This is a genomic window from Catenuloplanes sp. NPDC051500 (assembly GCF_044454585.1).
GTDB lineage: Bacteria > Actinomycetota > Actinomycetes > Mycobacteriales > Micromonosporaceae > Catenuloplanes.
The window spans coordinates 714,888-731,574 of sequence record NZ_JBITDX010000001.1 but is presented as its reverse complement, the minus strand read 5'-3'; the positions used below and the strand labels follow the sequence as shown (position 1 = coordinate 731,574).

Genomic DNA, 16,687 nt, shown 5'->3' with positions numbered 1-16,687 from the left:
CTTCGCGGCGGAATACGCTCGGTCGCGGCCCGCGCACTGAAGAGGCATCTGCCGGAAGCGGCACCTGTCTGATGAGACCCCTGTTGAAGCACAGTGTTGGGTGGAGGTGCTCGCGTGAGCCTGTCGATCATCACGACCATGCTCCCCAATGATGTCGTCGAGATCGCTCCGCGCGGAGAAATCGATGTTGACACAGCCCATGAGATCCGCGAAGCGGTCTCAGCGGTGCTGACCAAGGGACGCCCGTCCCGCATCGAGTTGAACATGCGACTGGTCAGCTTCATCGACTCGGTCGGCATCAGCGCGCTCGTCTCCGGCTTTCAAGCCTCCGAGGTGAGCGGCTGCAAACTGGCGGTGACGGAACCCAGCCGGTTCGTCCACCGTCAGCTCTGGGTGACCGGGCTGCTCGGCCTGTTCGGCGCCCCGGAGCCCTACTTCGCGGACGCCGTGCCGGAAGCTCCCGCGGGAGCCTGACACCGCAGGTCTTGCCCGGCGCGACCCGCTGCGGGAGAGTCCATCCGTGGCCTCCTCCCAGCTGGCTCCCAGCGCCGGGCGAACCCTGCGGATGGGCACCGCACTCGCCCGCCGGTACGTGTTGATCGGCCCCGTCGCGTGGGGTGGCGTGTCCACGGTCTACCACGCGATCGACACGCTGCACGGGCGTCCGGCCGCGGTAAAGGTGCTCGGCTCCGGCGACCCCTGGGTCCGCGAGCGCGTGCGCCTCGAAGCGCGGATCACCGCGCGGCTCGTCCATCCCGGCGTGCCACGCGTCTACGACTACGGCGATGCGGTGGCCGACGGCCGCACCATGCCGTACGTGGCGATGGAGCTGCTCACAGGCGTCACGCTGGCCGGCAGGGTGGCCGGCGGCGCGCTGCCCTGGCGCGAGGCGGTCCGGATCTCCGCCACGGTCACCGGCGTGCTCGCGGCCGCCCATCGTCGCGGCGTCGTGCACCGCGACCTCAACCCGTCGAACGTCATGCTCACCTCGCAGGGCATCAAGATCGTCGACTTCGGGCTGGCCGCGCTGATCGAGCCGGAGGGGCGGCGGCCGACCCGGCTCGGCCCGCCACCGTCCCCGGCCGACGACGTCTACGCGGCCGGGGTGCTGCTCTACCAGCTTCTCACCGGCCGGTCGCCGTACCCGGGGGCCCGGTCCGGCGCGCTCCTCGCCGGGCCGATGCACGGGCTCGCGCCCACGCCGGTGCTGCCGATCGACGGGCTGCCGTCCTCGGTCGCGGAGGCCTGCCGGTGGAGCATGCGCAAACGGCCTGCGGAACGGCCCACCGCTGACGAGCTGGCCGGTGCGCTCTGGCGCGGTTACGAGAGCTCGGGCAGCTCCACCGCGCGGTCGTCGTCCACGGAGGTGAGCGGCGTGACGGTGGCCCAGCCGTCGGCAAGCAGCGCCAGGTCGGTGCCGGGTTCGCCGCGTTCGTCGCTGATCCGCATCCGGGTCCGCAGGTAGCCCTCGCCGGCCTCGTCGAGCGTGACAGTCACCTGGCCGAAACCGGCGGGTGCGGCACGGCGTACCCCCTTGAGGTCCTCGCTCTTCACGTCCGGGACGTTGAGGTTCAGGACCGTGCCGGCCGGTAGACCGGCGAGCGTGTCCAGCAGGCCGACCGCGGCGTCGGAGGCGACGTCCCAGTTGCGCGCCGCATCACCGGTGTCGCTCAGCGCCCGCAGCGAGCGGCGGCCGGCCTGCGGCGAGATCACGTCAAGCGAGACCGCGATCGCGCTCACGCCGCCGGCCGCCGCGGTGAGCGCCGCACCGACGGTGCCGGAGTGGACCACCGCATGCCCGGCGTTCGCGCCCCGGTTCGGCCCGGAGAGCACCACGTCCGGCGGGGCGCCGAACGCGTCCCGCAGCGCCAGGACCACGATGAACGCGGGGGAGGCGGCGACGCCGTAGGCCTTCACCTCCGGCAGTCCGTCGAACTCGTGCGGTTCGACCACGATCTGGCCGTTCTCGTCCGGGGTGGCGATCATCGCGGCGCTGAACCCGCTGTGCTCCGTGCGCGGCGCGGCCACCACCACCTCGTGGCCCGCCTTCACCGCGGCCCTGGCCAGCGCCCGGAGCCCGAGGGCGTTGATCCCGTCGTCGTTCGTGATGAGAATCCGCATGGGTTCAATTGTCGCCGGGAGTAGGCCGGCATGCTGTTCCCCACGCCTGGGTTACAATGATGACTGTCGATGGATTTGGGAGCCGGGCAGCCGTCCTCGTCAGCTTCGGCCCGCCGTGTCCACGGCCGGCCATCCGGAAGGATCCTTCCTTGGCTTCAGCACGTCATCTCCTCGCCGGTCTCGTCGCGGCTCTGGTCGCGATCGGGGCGGGCTGGGCGCTCGCTCCGGTGGCACAGGCCGCCGCGGGGTGCGCCGTCGACTACACCGTCAACCAGTGGTCCGGCGGATTCACCGCAAACGTCCGGGTCAGCCCGGGATCGGCCGCGGTCACCGGGTGGACCGTCACCTGGGCGTACCCGGGCGACTCGAGGATCACCAGCGCGTGGAACGCCCAGGTCACGCAGACCGGTACCGCGGTCACCGCGACCAACCTCGCCTGGAACGGCAGCATTCCGGCGAACGGGGCGGCCGAGTTCGGGGTGCAGGGCACGTTCGTGTCCGGCAACGGGGCGCCGACCGGGTTCACGCTCAACGGCGTTCCCTGCAACGGGGGCGCGACGCCCACCACACCGCCCTCGCCGACGCCGACGCCGACTCCCACTCCGACGCCGTCTCCCGGCACCGGATGCGGCACAGGGACCGTGCTCTGTGACGACTTCGAGTCGCAGACCGGCACCGCGCCCGCCGGCGCCTGGGCCGTCTCGTCCCAGGACTGCTCGGGGCTGGGCACCGCGACGGTGGATTCGTCGGCGGCCCACAGCGGCACCCGGTCGATCAAGGTCACCGGCGCGGCCGGCTACTGCAACCACGTCTTCATCCGTACCGTGCCCGGGGCCTTCAGCTTCGGCCGCTTCTACGTCCGGCACACCACCGCGCTCCCGGCCGCGCACGTCACGTTCCTGGCCATGCGCGACACGAACGACGGCAACACCGACCTGCGGATGGGCGGCCAGAACGCGGCGCTGCAGTGGAACCGGCAGTCAGACGACGCCACGCTGCCCGAGCAGAGCCCGGCCGGGGTGGCACTCAGCCGCCCGCTGCCGCTCAACGCCTGGACCTGCGTGGAGTTCCGCGTCGACGGTGCGGGCCAGCTGCAGACCTGGGTCGACGGCGCCGAGGTGACCGGCCTGCGGGTGGACGGCGTGCCCACGCCGGACGTGGACCGGCAGTGGCTGACCAAGACGTGGCGGCCGGCACTTACCGACTTCCGCCTCGGCTGGGAGGGCTACGGCGACGGCGCCGACACGCTCTGGTACGACGACGTGGCGCTCGGCGCGTCCCGGATCGGCTGTTAACCGACTACCAGGAGCTGGGGCCGCAGGGCGTCGGAGTCTGCGGCTCCAGCTGGAGCGTGGCGTGGTCGATGTGGAAGTCGTGGTGCAGCGCCTCACGCGCGCTGGTCAGCACCGTCGTCGCCTCCGCGGCCGGCTCCAGGCGCAGGTGGGCGCTGGCCACGTCCATGCCCGAGGTGAGCGTCCAGACGTGCAGGTCGTGCACGTCGCACACGCCGGGGACCTCGGCCAGCCGGGTCCGGACCGCGGCCACGTCCAGATGTGCGGGCGCGGCCTGGACCAGGATGCGGAGCGCGGCCATGCCCAGTTTCCAGGTGCGCGGCACGATCAGCACCGCCACCACGACCGCGACAAGCGGGTCCGCGTACCACCAGCCGGTGGCCATGATGATCAGCGCGGCCACGATCACGCCGACCGAGGAGAACAGGTCGCCGAGCACCTCCAGGTACGCGCCGCGCACGTTGATGCTCTCCTTGGCGCCGGACCGCAGCAGCGCGAACGCGACCAGGTTGACCAGCAGGCCGCCGATCGCGACGATCAGCATCGGCCCGGTGGCGACCTCGTGCGGTGTGCCGAGCCGGAGGACCGCCTCGATCAGCACGTAGACCGCGACGCCGGTGAGCAGCAGCGCGTTGGCGAGCGCGGCAAGCACCTCCAGCCGGTACAGCCCGAACGTGTGCTGGTCACCGCCGGCCGCCTTGGCCGCCGCGGTCATCGCGGCCAGCGCCATGCCGATCCCGAGCACGTCGGTGAACATGTGCCCGGCGTCGGACAGCAGCGCGAGCGAGCCGCTGAGCATCGCCGCGACCGCCTCGACAACCAGGAATCCGGCGAGCAGCGCGACGGCCGCCCACAGCCGCCCGCGGTGCTTCTGCCCGGCGTCGGCCAGCGCGTGTCCGTGGTCGTGTCCTGCCCCCACGAGCTACACCTTCCGTCGTGCCGTCCTCACGCACGCAATATATGCTCGTATTGCTATGTATGCAAACATGGCACTGGGAATCGCTGTCAGTCCAGCGGCGCGCGCGGCGGCGGGATGGTGGCGCGGAGCTCGGCGAGCTGGCGGCGGACGTCGGCCAGCTCGTCCTCAAGCCTGACTATCCGGCAGGCCGCGGTGAGTGGGAGGCCCTCGTCGAGAAGTTCGCGGGCGCGGGCGGCCAGATCCAGCTGATGGCGGGAGTAGCGGCGGTGACCGCCGGCCGAGCGCTGCGGGGTGACCAGCCCCGCGTCGTCGAGTGCCCGCAGGAACGCCGGGGTGGAACCGACAAGGTCCGCGGCCGTGCCGATGGTGTAGGCGGGGTAGTTCTCGTCGTGGACGTGGCTGGAGAGGGTTGCCACCTGCGAGGGCCTTTCGCGCGTAAGAGCCCCGGGACGCTCAGCGTCCCGGGGCCCGGGGCAGACACGTTTCTACTCGATCGTCGTCCGCTGCCGGGAACGAGTCCACGATGACGAACGGCGCCGCGCGAAACAATCCGATCTGCCGGGTGATCGTGCTCGCGGAGCATTCCCTGTGGCGGGAGGGCTCGCGGCCCGGCGACGGAAAACTACCCAAATCTCGTGAGCCGACCGAAATCGGCCAAGGCAGCGCTCGTGGCGACCACCCCTTCGTCGGTTGGGGACGGGATTGCTTCAGATACCTGAGATATGTCGTCGCCCTCCTTACCAACTCGGCTTGCAGAGCCGGGGCACCTGAACGCTCACGCCTCTCGGCGGTGCGGAGGCGACACCGGCGCCTCGTGCCCGATCGCCATGCTCTCGGTCATTGCGAGCGGGCTTTCTCCCTGAAGCCTAGATCCGTCACGAGCAAAAATCTAGACCCGGCACTAGAGATTTTTTAGTGCAACGGTCAACAGTTCAGCTGTCGGTAAGAGCGGAGACCACTGACGCCCGGGCCGCCCGCCGCGCCGGAAGCACGGCCGCCACCAGCGCTGACCCGGCCGCGATCAGCGCGAAGAGGGCAAGCTGACCGACCGGCAGCACCGGCAGGCCGTGCCCGTACGCGCTGATCAGCCCGAGCGATGCCGCCCACCCGGTCGCCGCGCCGAACACGATGCCGGCCAGCGCGCCGACCAGCGCCATCAACGCGGCCTCGCTGAGCAGCGTGGCGCGCAGCTGGGCGCGGGTCAGCCCGAGCGCGCGAAGCGTGGCGGACTCGCGGGTGCGTTCGAAGACGGAGAGCGAGAGTGTGTTGCTGATCCCGAACAGCGCGATAAGCACCGACATGCCGAGCAGCGCGGCGAAGATGGCCAGCAGTTCGTCAAGCGAGGCGGACAGCGACTCCGCCTGGTCCGCCGCGCTCTCCACCTGGATCAGCGGATATCCGGCCAGCGCGGCGTCGACGGCCTGGCGCGCGGTCGCGGTCGAGGTGCCGGCCGCCACGTCGATAAGCACGCGGTTCGGCTGCCCGGTGCCGTACGCCGCGGCGAACCCGTCCCAGGAGAGCATGATCTGCGCGTCAAGCGGCGCGTCGTCGTAGAGCGCGACGACAGTGACAGTGCCGCCCCGGGGCAGCGTGATCCGGTCGCCGAGCGCGGCGCCGTAGTCACGCCGCACGGCAGCGGTCCCGATCGTCAGCGCGCCGAGATCGCCGTCCATCACCTCGGGCCGGACCGCACCGGACGTGGCCCATACCGCGGCGTCGCCGAAGAAGCGCGGGTCTGTCTCGCGCGAGGCCAGCCGGACCGGCGCCACCACGGCCAGCTCCGGCCGAGCGGTCAGCGCGTCGATCGCGGTCTGCGGCACGCCGTCCGCCGCGGTCACCGGCCCGTCGATGTTCACCCGCTTCGGCGTCAGCACGAAGTCGACAGGGAAGTTCTCGGCGAGCTCCCGCCCGGTCTGGTCGCGGGCGGTGGCCAGCAGCACGCTGAACAGCGACATCAGCGTCACGCCGATCATCAGCGCGGTGGTGGTGGCGGCGACCCGGCGCGGGTTGCGGTACGCGTTGAGCGTGGCCAGCCGCATCGGCAGCCCGAACACCCGGGACGGCAGCCAGCCCACCGCGCGGATCACCCGCCCGATCACCAGCGGCGCGCCCACTGTCATTCCCAGGAACATCAGCATCGCGCCGCCGAGCACCAGCGGCAGCCCGGCGAACTCCAGCCCCAGCCCGCCGACCAGGATGAGCAGCCCGAGCCCGGTCAGTGAGGCGCAGGCGACGACTCTCGGCCGCTGTCCGGTGGAAGGGTGCTCGTACGTGCCGGCGTCGCGCAACGCGGTCAGCGGGGGCACCCGGCTCGCGGCCACGGCCGGCACCAGCGCCCCCAGCAGCGTCAGCGCGGTGCCGAAGCCCACCGCGACCAGCACTGTCGGCAAGCGCAGCACGAGCGCGTGCTCCGGGATCGAGGTGGCGACCAGCTCGCGCGAGAGCAGCAGCCCCCAGCCGACCACAAGGCTGGCAAGCACGCCGCCAAGCGACGCCAGCACGCCGAGCACTGACGCCTCGATCAGCACCAGGCCGAGCACCTGCGGGCGGGACGCGCCCACGCACCGCAACAGCGCCAGCTCGCGGGCGCGTTGTGCGGCAAGCACCGCGAACGTGTTGTAGATGACGAAGCCGGAGACGGTCAGCGCGACCAGGCCGAAACCGATCAGCACGGAGAGGAAGCCGTCGACGTATTTGGCGGCCTCGGTGGCGAGCTCCTCCGCCAGCTCGCCGCCGGTCCGGGTCCAGCCGTCCGGGACCTCAGCGCGCACCCGCGACCGCAACTCCTCCTGGCCGACACCGGGGGCGGCCGTCGCGACCACCTGCGTATAGCGGTCGGTGTTCGTGATCCGCAGCAGGTCGGCGTCGGTGAGCGCGCCGACCGAGGAGCCGCCGAAGAGCTTGTTTACACCCAGGTCCAGCACGCCGACCAGGGTGAACGCTACAGGCGTGCCGTCCCGGCCGACCAGCCGCACCGTGCCGCCGAGCGGAAAGCCCTGCTGCTCCACGGTCTGCTTCTCCACGGCTATCTCGCCCGGCCGTGCCGGCACGCGGCCCTCGGCCACATCGAAACGCGATAGATCCGCGACGGTAGGTATTGATATTCCATATCCGACATGTCCGCTGGTGATCAGCAGCTTGCCGTCCGCGCCGAGCATGCCCATGTTCGCGATCACCCGGCCGTCCGCCGCGGCCACGCCGTCGACCGCACGCACCCGGTCCAGCGTGCCGCGGTCAAGCAGGCTCCAGCCGGACTGCACCACCACGTCCACGTTCCGCGACGACTTCGCCAGATCGTCGTAGAACGCGGCGCGGGCGGTGTCGCCGTAGACAAGTGACCCGGCGAGGAAGCTCACGCCGACAACGATCGCGGCAGCGGTCATCAGCAGCCGGAGGTAGTGCGCCCGGAGGCCCGCCAGCGCGGTGCGGAGCAGCGGATATCTCACGACGACTCACGATCGGCAGGCGGCACGGCGCCAAGTGTGTCCCCTCAACGTTGAACCAACAAATAGGCGAACATCTGCGGGAACCCCCGGGCGCAGGCATGATTCGGTACCAGTCAGAGACGTCCATGGATGGAGTTGATCATGCAACGCCGCACTGTTCTCTCGATCGCCGCCGTCGTTCCGATGGCCGCCGCGTCCGCCGGGATCGCGCCCGGCGCCGCACAGGCCGGTGGCCCCCGCCAGGTCACCACGCTCGACCTGCCGGCCGGCTGGCAGCCCGAGGGCATCGCGATCGGCGACCGCCCCTACGCCTACTTCGGCTCCCGCGTCGACGGATCGATCTACCGCGCCAGCCTGCGTACCGGCGAAGGCTCGGTGTTCAGCCGCGGCCCCGGCACGCCGTCGCTCGGCCTGAAACTCGACGACCGCGACCGGCTCTTCGCCGCCGGCGGCACCGGCGGCGACGCGCGCGTGATCGACGCCCGCACCGGCACGGTCCTGCGCTCCTACCGTCTCGCCGAGAGCGCCGCGTTCATCAACGACGTGCTGCTCACCGGCGACGGCGCCTGGTTCACCGACTCCTACAACCCGGTGCTGCACCGGCTCACGCTCGGACGCCGCGGCAGCCTCCCCGCTGCCACCACGCCGCTGGCGCTGACCGGCATCCCGTTCACCGCCGGCAGCGTCAACACCAACGGCCTCACGCTCACCCCGGACGGCCGTGCGCTCCTCGTGATCCACTCACCGAGCGGCGTGCTCTACCGGGTGAATCCCCGTACCGGCGCCGCCACCCCTGTCGACCTGGCCGGCGAGACGCTCGTCAACGGCGACGGCCTGCTGCGCGAGGGCCGCACGCTCTACGCGGTCCAGAACCGCCTCAACCAGGTCGCGGTCGTCCGCCTGTCCCGCGACGGCACCACCGGCCGCGTACTCACCCGGCTCACCGACCCGGCCTTCGACGTCCCCGCCACCATCGCCGCCTACGGCAACCGCCTCTGGCTCCCGAACGCGCGCTTCACCACGCCACCCACCCCAGAGACCACCTATACGGCCGTTTCAATCCAAAAGCCCTAAAATTCGATCTTCCCACTCACGCGGTGGTCCGGCCCGCTTGCTCCCGCGGGCCCCAGCCCCGCCGTGGCCGGGCAGATCAAGACCTGTGCGGGCGGTGGTCGCCGCTCTTGCCGCGACCACCGCCCGCCGGTACCGGACCGGGCGGCCGGCGGCAATGAGATCGGCTGGCCTGCTTGTCCGGACTACGGCGGAACCGGCTCCGATACGGCGAAGAAAGCGGAGCGCGAGTGGGGTCTTTGCCCGCCGCGAGGGTGCGCGCGGGAGCGATTTTGGCGCCTATCCGAGGGGCGAGGGGTGAGGGGCGCGGGGCGAGTGTCGGGCGCTACGCGCCCGAAATTTTATGACTTACTTACCCCTGCGGGCAGTCTGCGGTCAGGTCCAGCGTCGGTGCTGTGTGGCGTCGGGAGCCGTGCGGCATCGGGCGTGGTGCGGGATCGGGCGTGGTGCGGGATCGGGAGCCTTGTGGCGTCGGGCGCGGTGGCGCGGTGCGGCCGAGATGTTGTCGGGTGACGGCCGGCCGCGGTGCGCGGCTTGCCCCGGCATTCTGTCTGTTGGTGACGTGGGACGGGTTGGCTGCGGTTCTTTTGCCTCCGGCGGCCCTCCGGGGGGAGTGCTCCGGCTCCGGGGCAACCGAAAGTACTGTCAGCTTCGCTGGTAGAGCTTTGTCTGTGGTCGGGTTTCGTGTGGCCTGTCTGCCCCGTCTGTCATCGACCCGGGCAGAGCCGAGCAGATCATCGGCAGGGCCGCCAGGCTGGGTGGTGTTGGCGGCGGCTTGATCGGTCCTCGCGAGTCTGCTGGTCACGGTGGGTGCGCCGGGCTGCGGTCTCGTGGGTGGGCGCGTGTTTCTGGTTGCGCTTCGCGGTGTTGGTATCTGTTCGTTGGTGGCGGCCCTGCCGATGATCTGCTCCCCGATGGGCGGGTCGATGGCAGACGGGGCAGCCAGGCGGTCACCTTTGTGTGCTTCGCACACGACACAAGATCAAAGGCGGGGCGGGCGGGGCGGTGCCCGGCTGGGCTGGACCGGGCTGGACCGGGCTGGAAGCATCGTGCTCGGGAACGTGGACAGCGCGGCCGCGGCCAGCAGTCTGCTGATGCTGTCGGCAAGCGGGCTAGGTGGGTCAGGCTGGGGTGGTCGCACTGGGCTGGTCGCGCCTGGGTCAGGCTGGGCCGCGCTGGGCTGGTCGCGCTGGGCTGCGCTGGGCTGGGCTGGGTCGCGCTGGGTCGCGCTGGGGGGATATGGGTGAAATGCGGAGAAGCGGTGAGGGTGGAGGGCGTCAGGTGAGGCATGAGCACGCTATTCGTCGCGAATGACGTGCACATGCCTCACCTGGCCGCTGATCTATCGGCGATTGCTGATTGATAGCAGCGACACCCTGCCTGCGGCGGGGGACTTTTCCCGATATTTCCGGCAGGAGCGGGGTCTGATCAAGCGATGGTCGAGCCGCGCCCTGACATGGCAACAAAGTCGGGAGCGGCGGGCTGGACTACCGCGGAAGCCGGAAGGTATGCCTGGTGATCGTGGGTTCGGTTACCGGTATGGGCGGGTGCCTACGGTGATGAGCTGCTGGGTGGCGCGGGAGAGTGCGACGTAGAGGGTGCGGACGCCGGATTCGGAGTCGGTGCGGATCTCTTCGGGCTCGACGAGCACGACGCCGTCGTACTCCATGCCCTTGGCCTGGAGGCTTGTGACGACCTGGACGCGCTCGTCGCTAAGGGAGGCGACCCAGGCGGCGATCTCGGCGCGGCGGGGGACCGGGGTGATCACGCCGACTGTGCCCTCGACCTGCTTGAGCAGTTCGGCGGCGGACTCGCGGACCGTGTCGGCCAGCTCGTCGACGCGGACCGTGCGCTCGATCGGGGATACGCCTGTGGAGCGCACGGCGGTCGGCAGCGCCTCGCCGGGGAACGCCCGCCGGATGACGGATGCGGCGACCTCGAAGATCTCGCGCGAGTTCCGGTAGTTGGTGCTGAGCGTGAACTCGTGCCGCTTCTTGCCGCCCAGCGCCTGGTCCCGGGCCTGGGACAGCTCCGCGGGGTTGCCGGTCCAGGCGGCCTGCAGCGGGTCGCCGACGATCGTCCAGGACGCGATTGAGGCGCGGCGGCCGAGCATGCGCCACTGCATCGGTGACACGTCCTGCGCCTCGTCGACCATCACGTGCGCGTAGTCCCGGTAGTCCTCCGGCCGCTCGGTGACCCGGGATGCCGCCTGCCGGTCCGCGAACGTGGTGACCTCCTGCACGCCGCCGCCCGCGTGGAATGTGTTGCGGTTACGCTGCTGGGGCTTGCGCGGCTGGCCGAGAAGCGAGTCCAGCTCGTCGAGCAGTGCCACGTCCGCGATCGTCGGGCCGTCCGCGGCGAGGGTCGAGAACGCGTCCCGGAGCAGCTTGATCTCGTTATTCGACAGGATGCCGTGCGCGTATTTGCGCAGGCGCTCCGGGTCGGCCAGCCAGGCGAGCACGGTGCTCGGGCGCAGTTGCGGCCACCAGGAGCGCAGGAAGTCGCGGAAGTCGTCGCGCTCGGACAGTTCGGCCTCGAACTCCGGTCGCAGCGGCAGCGTCGACACGCGCTGTCGCTGCGCCTGCGTCCAGAGCGCCTGGAAGATGTTGTCGAAGCCGGACCGGCGTGCCTCGTTGCGCCGCGCGCCGCGGGGGAGTGCCCGCTCGCGCGCCCGGTTCAGGTCCTCCGTGGTCAGGCGCAGCAGCGTGCCGCGGTAGAGCAGGCGCAGCTCCGTCGGGCCGAACGGGACCGCGTCGTGCGACGCGCGCTCGAGCACCTTGCGCATGCGAAGCGAACCCTTGACGGCGGCGACCGCGGCGGGATCGACCCGGACCGCGTTCAGACCGGGGATCAGCGAACCAAGCGAGTGCAGCGTGGCAGAGTCTTCGCCGAGCGCGGGCAGCACTGTCGCGATGTAGTTGACGAAGACGCCGGACGGGCCGACCACCAGGATGCCACCGCCGGCGAACCGGCTGCGGTCCGAGTAGAGCAGGTAGGCCGCGCGGTGCAGCGCGACAGCGGTCTTGCCGGTGCCCGGGCCGCCGGACACGATCGTCACGCCGGCGGCGGGTGCCCGGATCGCCTCGTCCTGCTCCTGCTGGATGGTGGCGACGATGTCCTTCATGCCGGCGCCTGTCGCGCGGCCGAGGCTCGCCATCAGCGCGCCGTCGCCGACGATGTGCATGTCGGCCGGCGCTGCCTCCGGGTCGAGCAGGTCGTCCTCGACGCCTGTCACCCGCTCGCCGGTCGACCGGATCATCCGCCGGCGGACCACGTCACGCGTGTCCTTCGCGGTGGCCTGGTAGAACGCGGCGGCGGCCGGGGCGCGCCAGTCGACGACAAGCGACTCGGAGCCCTCGCCGCGGATGCCGAGCCGGCCCACGTAGTAGAGCTGCCCGGTGTTCAGGTCGAGGCGGCCGAAGACCAGGCCCTCGTGCTCGGAGTCGAGCGTCCGCCGGCGCCGGGCCGCGTGGAAGACCATGGCGTCGCGCTCGACGAGCGCGCCGAAGTTGCCGACCCGGGCGAGCCCGTAGCCGGCTTTCTCGGCCTTCGCCGCCTGGTCGCGCAGTTCCGCCAGCCGCGCGTAGACGATGTCCACGTGGCGCTGCTCGATGGCGATCTCTTGTTGCAGGATATTGGCGTCGGTCACCGGGTCTTGTGCTCCTGAGCTTTGGGTGCGGCCATCGAACCTACCCCCTGGCCCGGGCGCGTGTCGACGCTGCGCCCTACCGGCCGGTAGTCAGGCCGTGCCGTACGCAAAGTTCGATCGTAGTCCGCCGGGTGCCGCCCCGGGACCCGCTCGGCTCAGGCGGCCTGGGCGGTGCCGGGGGAGCGCTGCTGCGGCGTACGCCGAGAATGCCGCCCGGGCGCGTGCAACGGCGTGCTCGCCGCCGCCCGGAGTGTGACCGTGGCCAGCGCAGACGCGACCTCGGACGGTCGCTCGAGCATCAACATGTGCCCGGCGTTCGGGCAGCGGGTCAGCTCGGTGCCGGGCAGCGCGTCCGCGATCGCCTCCGCGCAGGCCGGCGGCGTCAGCCGATCGTGGGTGCCGACAAGCACCGCGGCCGGTACGTCGCCGAGTGTGGCAAGCGTCTCCAGTCGCTGCTGGGTGCCGATCGACGTGCGGAAGCCGCCGATCGACCGCAGCGAGCACCGGCCCACGCTGGAGAGGGTGAGGCGCAGGTCGGAGCCGTCGCAGCGGTCGCCGTAGAGCAGCCAGCGGACGCCGGGCCCGAGCACCGGCAGCACGGCGCGGTGCGGATGCCGGGCGCCGCACCGGGCGAGCACGCCGGCACCTGTGGTCTCGGCCAGCCGGAGCAGCGTGGCGAGCGGGCCGGGCAGGCCGTAGTGGGTGCGGGAGGTGCCCTCGGCGGAGGTGGAGACGAGCACCAGGCCGGCGATCCGGGACGCGAAGTGCTCGGGGTGGCGGTGCGCGTACTCCATGATCGTCATGCCGCCCATGGAGTGGCCGCAGAGCACGATCCGGCCGGTGGGGACCAGTTCGTCGAGTACGTGCCGCAGGTCGTCGCCGAGTTGGCCGAGCGTGGCGCAGTCGAGCGGGGTGGCGTCGGAGCGGCCGTGACCTCGTGCGTCGTAGGCGACGATCCGAGCGCCGGTGTCCATTGCTGTCAGCACGCGGTGCCAGCTGCGGGCGTCGAGCGTCCAGCCGTGCAGCAGGACGATGGTCAGCTGCGCGTCCGGGTCGCCGCCGGTCTCGGCGTGCAGCCGTACGCCGTCGGGCAGAAGGACCTCCGCACTGGCGGGGAGGGTCTGGCGCTGCGACATGGGCACCTCCGCGATGGTTCGCCGCGGCGCACCTCATACCCGCGGGTAACAATCATTACGCGCGGAGACGCACATTTCCAGGAGGTAAACATGAAGGCCGGCACCGTCACGGTGCCGGCCTTCATGGAAGGTGCGTGAATCAGCCCTCGAAGATGCCCGCGTCGGCGAGCTTCTTCTCGGTGGTGGCCCAGCCGTCCTGAGGGTGCGCCTCGTTCAGCGCGACCAGCTCGGCACGGATCTTGGCGCCGTGACCCGCGGCGGCAAGCACCCGGATCTCCTCGACGAACGCGTCTGAGCTGGTGCTCAGATGCGTCGTCTTGGCGTTGGTCAGGTTACGCACGTACACGTGCTTGCCCTTGTTGAGCGGGATCAGGTACTTGAACTCGCCCAGGACGCTCAGGGCGGCACCCTGTGCCTGTCCAGCGCGGACTGATGCGCGCGCGGTCTTTGAGGTACTGCTCGCCACGGAGGTACTCCTTGAACGACATTCCGAAAGTAGAGAAGGCGACCACAGTCGCCCTCATCAGAGCTTACACCAGGCATGTCTTGCACAGAAAAAGGCCCGATCCACCGAACAGAGTTGGCCGATTCCCTGGCGCACCATCTGTCACAGACGGCATCATGAAACCCGGCCGACCGTGGAGATCGAGGTCGTAGGGGAAGACGCACCTCGTGTCTTCGGGAGGTCACCGTGCCAACGCGTGGCGTCATATACGTCCACTCGACCCCGCTCGCCGTGTGCCCGCACGTCGAGTGGGCGATCGCGCGCGTCCTCACCGCGCCGGTCAAGCTGCATTGGTCCGCGCAGCCCGTCGATCCCGGCGCCCGCCGGGCGGAGTCGGGGTGGAGCGGGCGGCCAGGCACCGGGGCGGAGCTCGCGGCTGCGCTCCGGCAGTGGCCCATGATCCGTTTCGAGATCACGGAAGAGCCCAGTCCGGGCGTCGACGGCGAGCGCTTCATGTACGTGCCAGGTCGCGGCCTGTTCCGTGCGACCTGCGGCGCCGCGGGCGACATCCAGCTGGGTGAGGACCGCCTACGGGCCATCATGTCCTCGGCACGTGGTCCCGAGGCGCTGTCCCACGCGCTCGACAAGGCGATGGGCACCCAGTGGGACGCCGAGCTGGAGCCCTACCGGTACGCCGGCGACGGCGCTCCGAACATGCTTTTGACGCGCGTTGGGTGATTTGAGTGATATAGCGGAAGACTTTGGACAGCTCAGGGGTGGGCCGCCGGAGCGGTGGCTACGGCTGAGGTTGTGGGAAACCGGCATGCCTGGTCGAATGACGCGCGTGCCGGTCATCCCCTCACGCGCTCACCGCTTCGGCCGGTGGCGCGCCCTCGCCGTACCCACGTTGCTTCTGTCGCTCGTCGTGACGGGGTGTGGCACCGAGCCCCCGGCGGGACCGGCGGCGCCGGAGTCGAGCGCCACCCCGCTGAGCCTGCCGTCGGCCGCGCCCGATCCCGCGTCCCAGGCGGCCGCGCTGGTCGCCGCGCTGAAGGACGAGGACCTGGTCGGTCAGGTGCTGATGCCGTACGCCTACGGCGCGTCCGCCACCGAGGTCTCCGGCGGGTCCAAGGCCGGCAACCGTGGGCTCGCGGGCGTGGACACCCCGGCCCAGATGGTGGAGAAGTACCGGCTGGGCGGCCTCATCCTGGTCGGCTTCAGCGCGGACGACCCGACCGGCAAGAACCAGCCGACCACAAACGTGGACAACCCGGCGCAGGTCCGCGCGCTCACCGACGGGCTGCAGGCCGCCCAGGCGAAGCTGCCGGCCGGCGCCGCGCCGATGCTGATCGGCACGGACCAGGAGTACGGCGTCGTCACCCGGATACGCTCCGGCGTGAACATGCTGCCCGCGGCCATGGCGTTCGGCGCGGCCGGCGACATCGGCGCGACAGAGAAGGCCTGGGCGGTGGCCGGCGGCGACCTGGCCGCGATGGGCATCAACACCGACTTCGCGCCGGTCGCGGACGTGCTCGGCGGCCCCGGCGGCCTGGTGATCGGCTCCCGGTCCTACGGCGACCAGCCGGCCGCGGTCGCGGAGCAGGTCTCCGCCGCGGTGCGCGGCCTCCAGTCCGGCGGCGTCGCGGCCGCGCTGAAGCACTTCCCCGGCCACGGGCACACCACCGGCGACAGCCACGACCTGCTGCCCGTGCTCAACCAGGACCGCAAGACGCTCGGCACGGGCGACCTGCCGCCGTTCCAGGCGGGCATCGACGCGGGTGCGGACCTGGTCATGTCCGGGCACCTCGACGTGCGCGCGATCGACCCCGGCGTCCCGGCCAGCTTCTCCAGCAAGGTGCTGATCGACCTGCTGCGTACCGAGATGAAGTTCAAGGGCGTGGTGGTCTCCGACGCGCTCAACATGGAGCCCGCGATGGCCTGGCCGGCCGGCGAGGCCGCGGTGCGCGCGCTCAACGCGGGCAACGACCTGCTGCTGATGCCGCCGGACCTGCCGGCCGCGCACGCCGGCCTGCTCGCGGCGCTGCGCGACGGGTCGCTCACCCGGGCGCGGCTGACCGAGGCCGTCACGCGGGTGCTCACGCTCCGTCTCACGCTTGCGCGGAACGCCACGCCGCCGGTCACCGAGGTCGGCGCGCGCAGCGGTGCGGAGCCGCTGGCGACGCTTGCCGCCCGGTCGATCACGATGCTGCGCGGCACCTGCGACGGCGCGCCGCTGGCCGGCCCGGTCACGGTGACGGCGGCGGACGGCCGCGGCGAGTCCAAGAAGACGCTTGAGGAGGCGCTGCGCGCGGCCGGCGTCCAGGTCGCGGCGAGCGGGGGACAGACCACTGTCCACCTCGTCGGGTACGGCGACGGCCCGGCGGACCTGTCATCGGGCGCACGAGTGACGGTGGCGATGCACCTGCCGTACCTGCTGGCCTCGTCCAGCTCGCCGGTGCTGATGGCCACCTACTCCAGTTCCGGCGCCCAGCTGACCGCGCTGGCGAACGTGCTGGCGGGCAAGGCCAAGCCGCAGGGCAGCTCCCCGGTCGAGGTGGACGGGCTGCCGCGTACCGTGTGCTGATCATGGTTTAAGGGGGCGGCCCGT

Annotated in this window: 12 protein-coding genes and 1 pseudogene; 6 read left to right on the top strand and 7 right to left on the bottom strand. The window is 71.2% G+C overall.

Translation table 11 applies throughout. The features are described 5' to 3' along the window. Nucleotides 1-114: 114 nt before the first annotated feature. Nucleotides 115-474 carry an STAS domain-containing protein gene (locus tag ACIA8K_RS03120; RefSeq protein WP_396054322.1) on the top strand — a complete coding sequence of 120 codons (360 nt, stop codon included), beginning with the start codon at nucleotides 115-117 and terminating at the stop codon, nucleotides 472-474. Between the two features lie 91 nt (nucleotides 475-565). Next, nucleotides 566-1,294, top strand: a pseudogene (locus ACIA8K_RS03115) (serine/threonine-protein kinase); the annotation flags it as partial. A gap of 26 nt (nucleotides 1,295-1,320) precedes the next feature. On the opposite strand, the gene surE reads toward ACIA8K_RS03115, so the two are convergent. Further along, nucleotides 1,321-2,121 carry a 5'/3'-nucleotidase SurE gene (gene surE / locus ACIA8K_RS03110; protein ID WP_396054320.1) on the bottom strand — a complete coding sequence of 267 codons (801 nt, stop codon included), beginning with the start codon at nucleotides 2,119-2,121 and terminating at the stop codon, nucleotides 1,321-1,323. A gap of 149 nt (nucleotides 2,122-2,270) precedes the next feature. Between surE and ACIA8K_RS03105 the strand changes: the two genes are divergently transcribed. Then, nucleotides 2,271-3,416, top strand: coding sequence for a cellulose-binding domain-containing protein (locus ACIA8K_RS03105; protein ID WP_396054318.1), 1,146 nt, complete (start codon nucleotides 2,271-2,273; stop codon nucleotides 3,414-3,416). A gap of 4 nt (nucleotides 3,417-3,420) precedes the next feature. On the opposite strand, the gene ACIA8K_RS03100 is transcribed toward ACIA8K_RS03105, so the two are convergent. From ACIA8K_RS03100 to ACIA8K_RS03090, 3 genes are all read right to left on the bottom strand, one after another. Further along, the gene (locus ACIA8K_RS03100) at nucleotides 3,421-4,332 is read right to left on the bottom strand and encodes a cation diffusion facilitator family transporter (protein ID WP_396054316.1); all 912 of its coding nucleotides are present in this window, start codon (nucleotides 4,330-4,332) and stop codon (nucleotides 3,421-3,423) included. 86 nt (nucleotides 4,333-4,418) lie between these two features. Next, the gene (locus ACIA8K_RS03095) at nucleotides 4,419-4,748 is read right to left on the bottom strand and encodes a MerR family transcriptional regulator (protein WP_396054314.1); all 330 of its coding nucleotides are present in this window, start codon (nucleotides 4,746-4,748) and stop codon (nucleotides 4,419-4,421) included. Between the two features lie 516 nt (nucleotides 4,749-5,264). Then, a complete protein-coding gene (locus ACIA8K_RS03090; protein ID WP_396054312.1) occupies nucleotides 5,265-7,778 on the bottom strand; it encodes an ABC transporter permease in 2,514 nt (837 codons plus the stop codon). A 141-nt stretch (nucleotides 7,779-7,919) separates the two neighbouring features. Here ACIA8K_RS03090 and ACIA8K_RS03085 point away from each other — a divergent pair, with 141 nt between their 5' ends. Then, nucleotides 7,920-8,852 (top strand): SMP-30/gluconolactonase/LRE family protein, encoded by a 933-nt coding sequence (locus tag ACIA8K_RS03085; protein WP_396054310.1) that lies wholly within the window; start codon nucleotides 7,920-7,922, stop codon nucleotides 8,850-8,852. A 1,528-nt stretch (nucleotides 8,853-10,380) separates the two neighbouring features. Here the strand turns inward: ACIA8K_RS03085 and ACIA8K_RS03080 are convergent. The 3 genes from ACIA8K_RS03080 to ACIA8K_RS03070 all read right to left on the bottom strand — a co-directional run bounded on the left by ACIA8K_RS03080 (nucleotide 10,381) and on the right by ACIA8K_RS03070 (nucleotide 14,100). Next, nucleotides 10,381-12,498 carry a HelD family protein gene (locus tag ACIA8K_RS03080; protein ID WP_396054308.1) on the bottom strand — a complete coding sequence of 706 codons (2,118 nt, stop codon included), beginning with the start codon at nucleotides 12,496-12,498 and terminating at the stop codon, nucleotides 10,381-10,383. A gap of 155 nt (nucleotides 12,499-12,653) precedes the next feature. Continuing rightward, nucleotides 12,654-13,634, bottom strand: coding sequence for an alpha/beta fold hydrolase (locus ACIA8K_RS03075; RefSeq protein ID WP_396054306.1), 981 nt, complete (start codon nucleotides 13,632-13,634; stop codon nucleotides 12,654-12,656). A 139-nt stretch (nucleotides 13,635-13,773) separates the two neighbouring features. Continuing rightward, the gene (locus ACIA8K_RS03070; protein ID WP_396054304.1) at nucleotides 13,774-14,100 is read right to left on the bottom strand and encodes a hypothetical protein; all 327 of its coding nucleotides are present in this window, start codon (nucleotides 14,098-14,100) and stop codon (nucleotides 13,774-13,776) included. A gap of 225 nt (nucleotides 14,101-14,325) precedes the next feature. On the opposite strand from ACIA8K_RS03070, the gene ACIA8K_RS03065 reads away from it, so the two are divergent. Continuing rightward, entirely contained in the window at nucleotides 14,326-14,817 is a 492-nt protein-coding gene (locus ACIA8K_RS03065; protein WP_396054302.1) for a DUF3145 domain-containing protein, read from the top strand. 97 nt (nucleotides 14,818-14,914) lie between these two features. Further along, nucleotides 14,915-16,663: a glycoside hydrolase family 3 protein gene (locus ACIA8K_RS03060; protein ID WP_396054300.1), complete on the top strand. Its 1,749-nt coding sequence runs from the start codon at nucleotides 14,915-14,917 to the stop codon at nucleotides 16,661-16,663. Nucleotides 16,664-16,687: the final 24 nt, after the last annotated feature.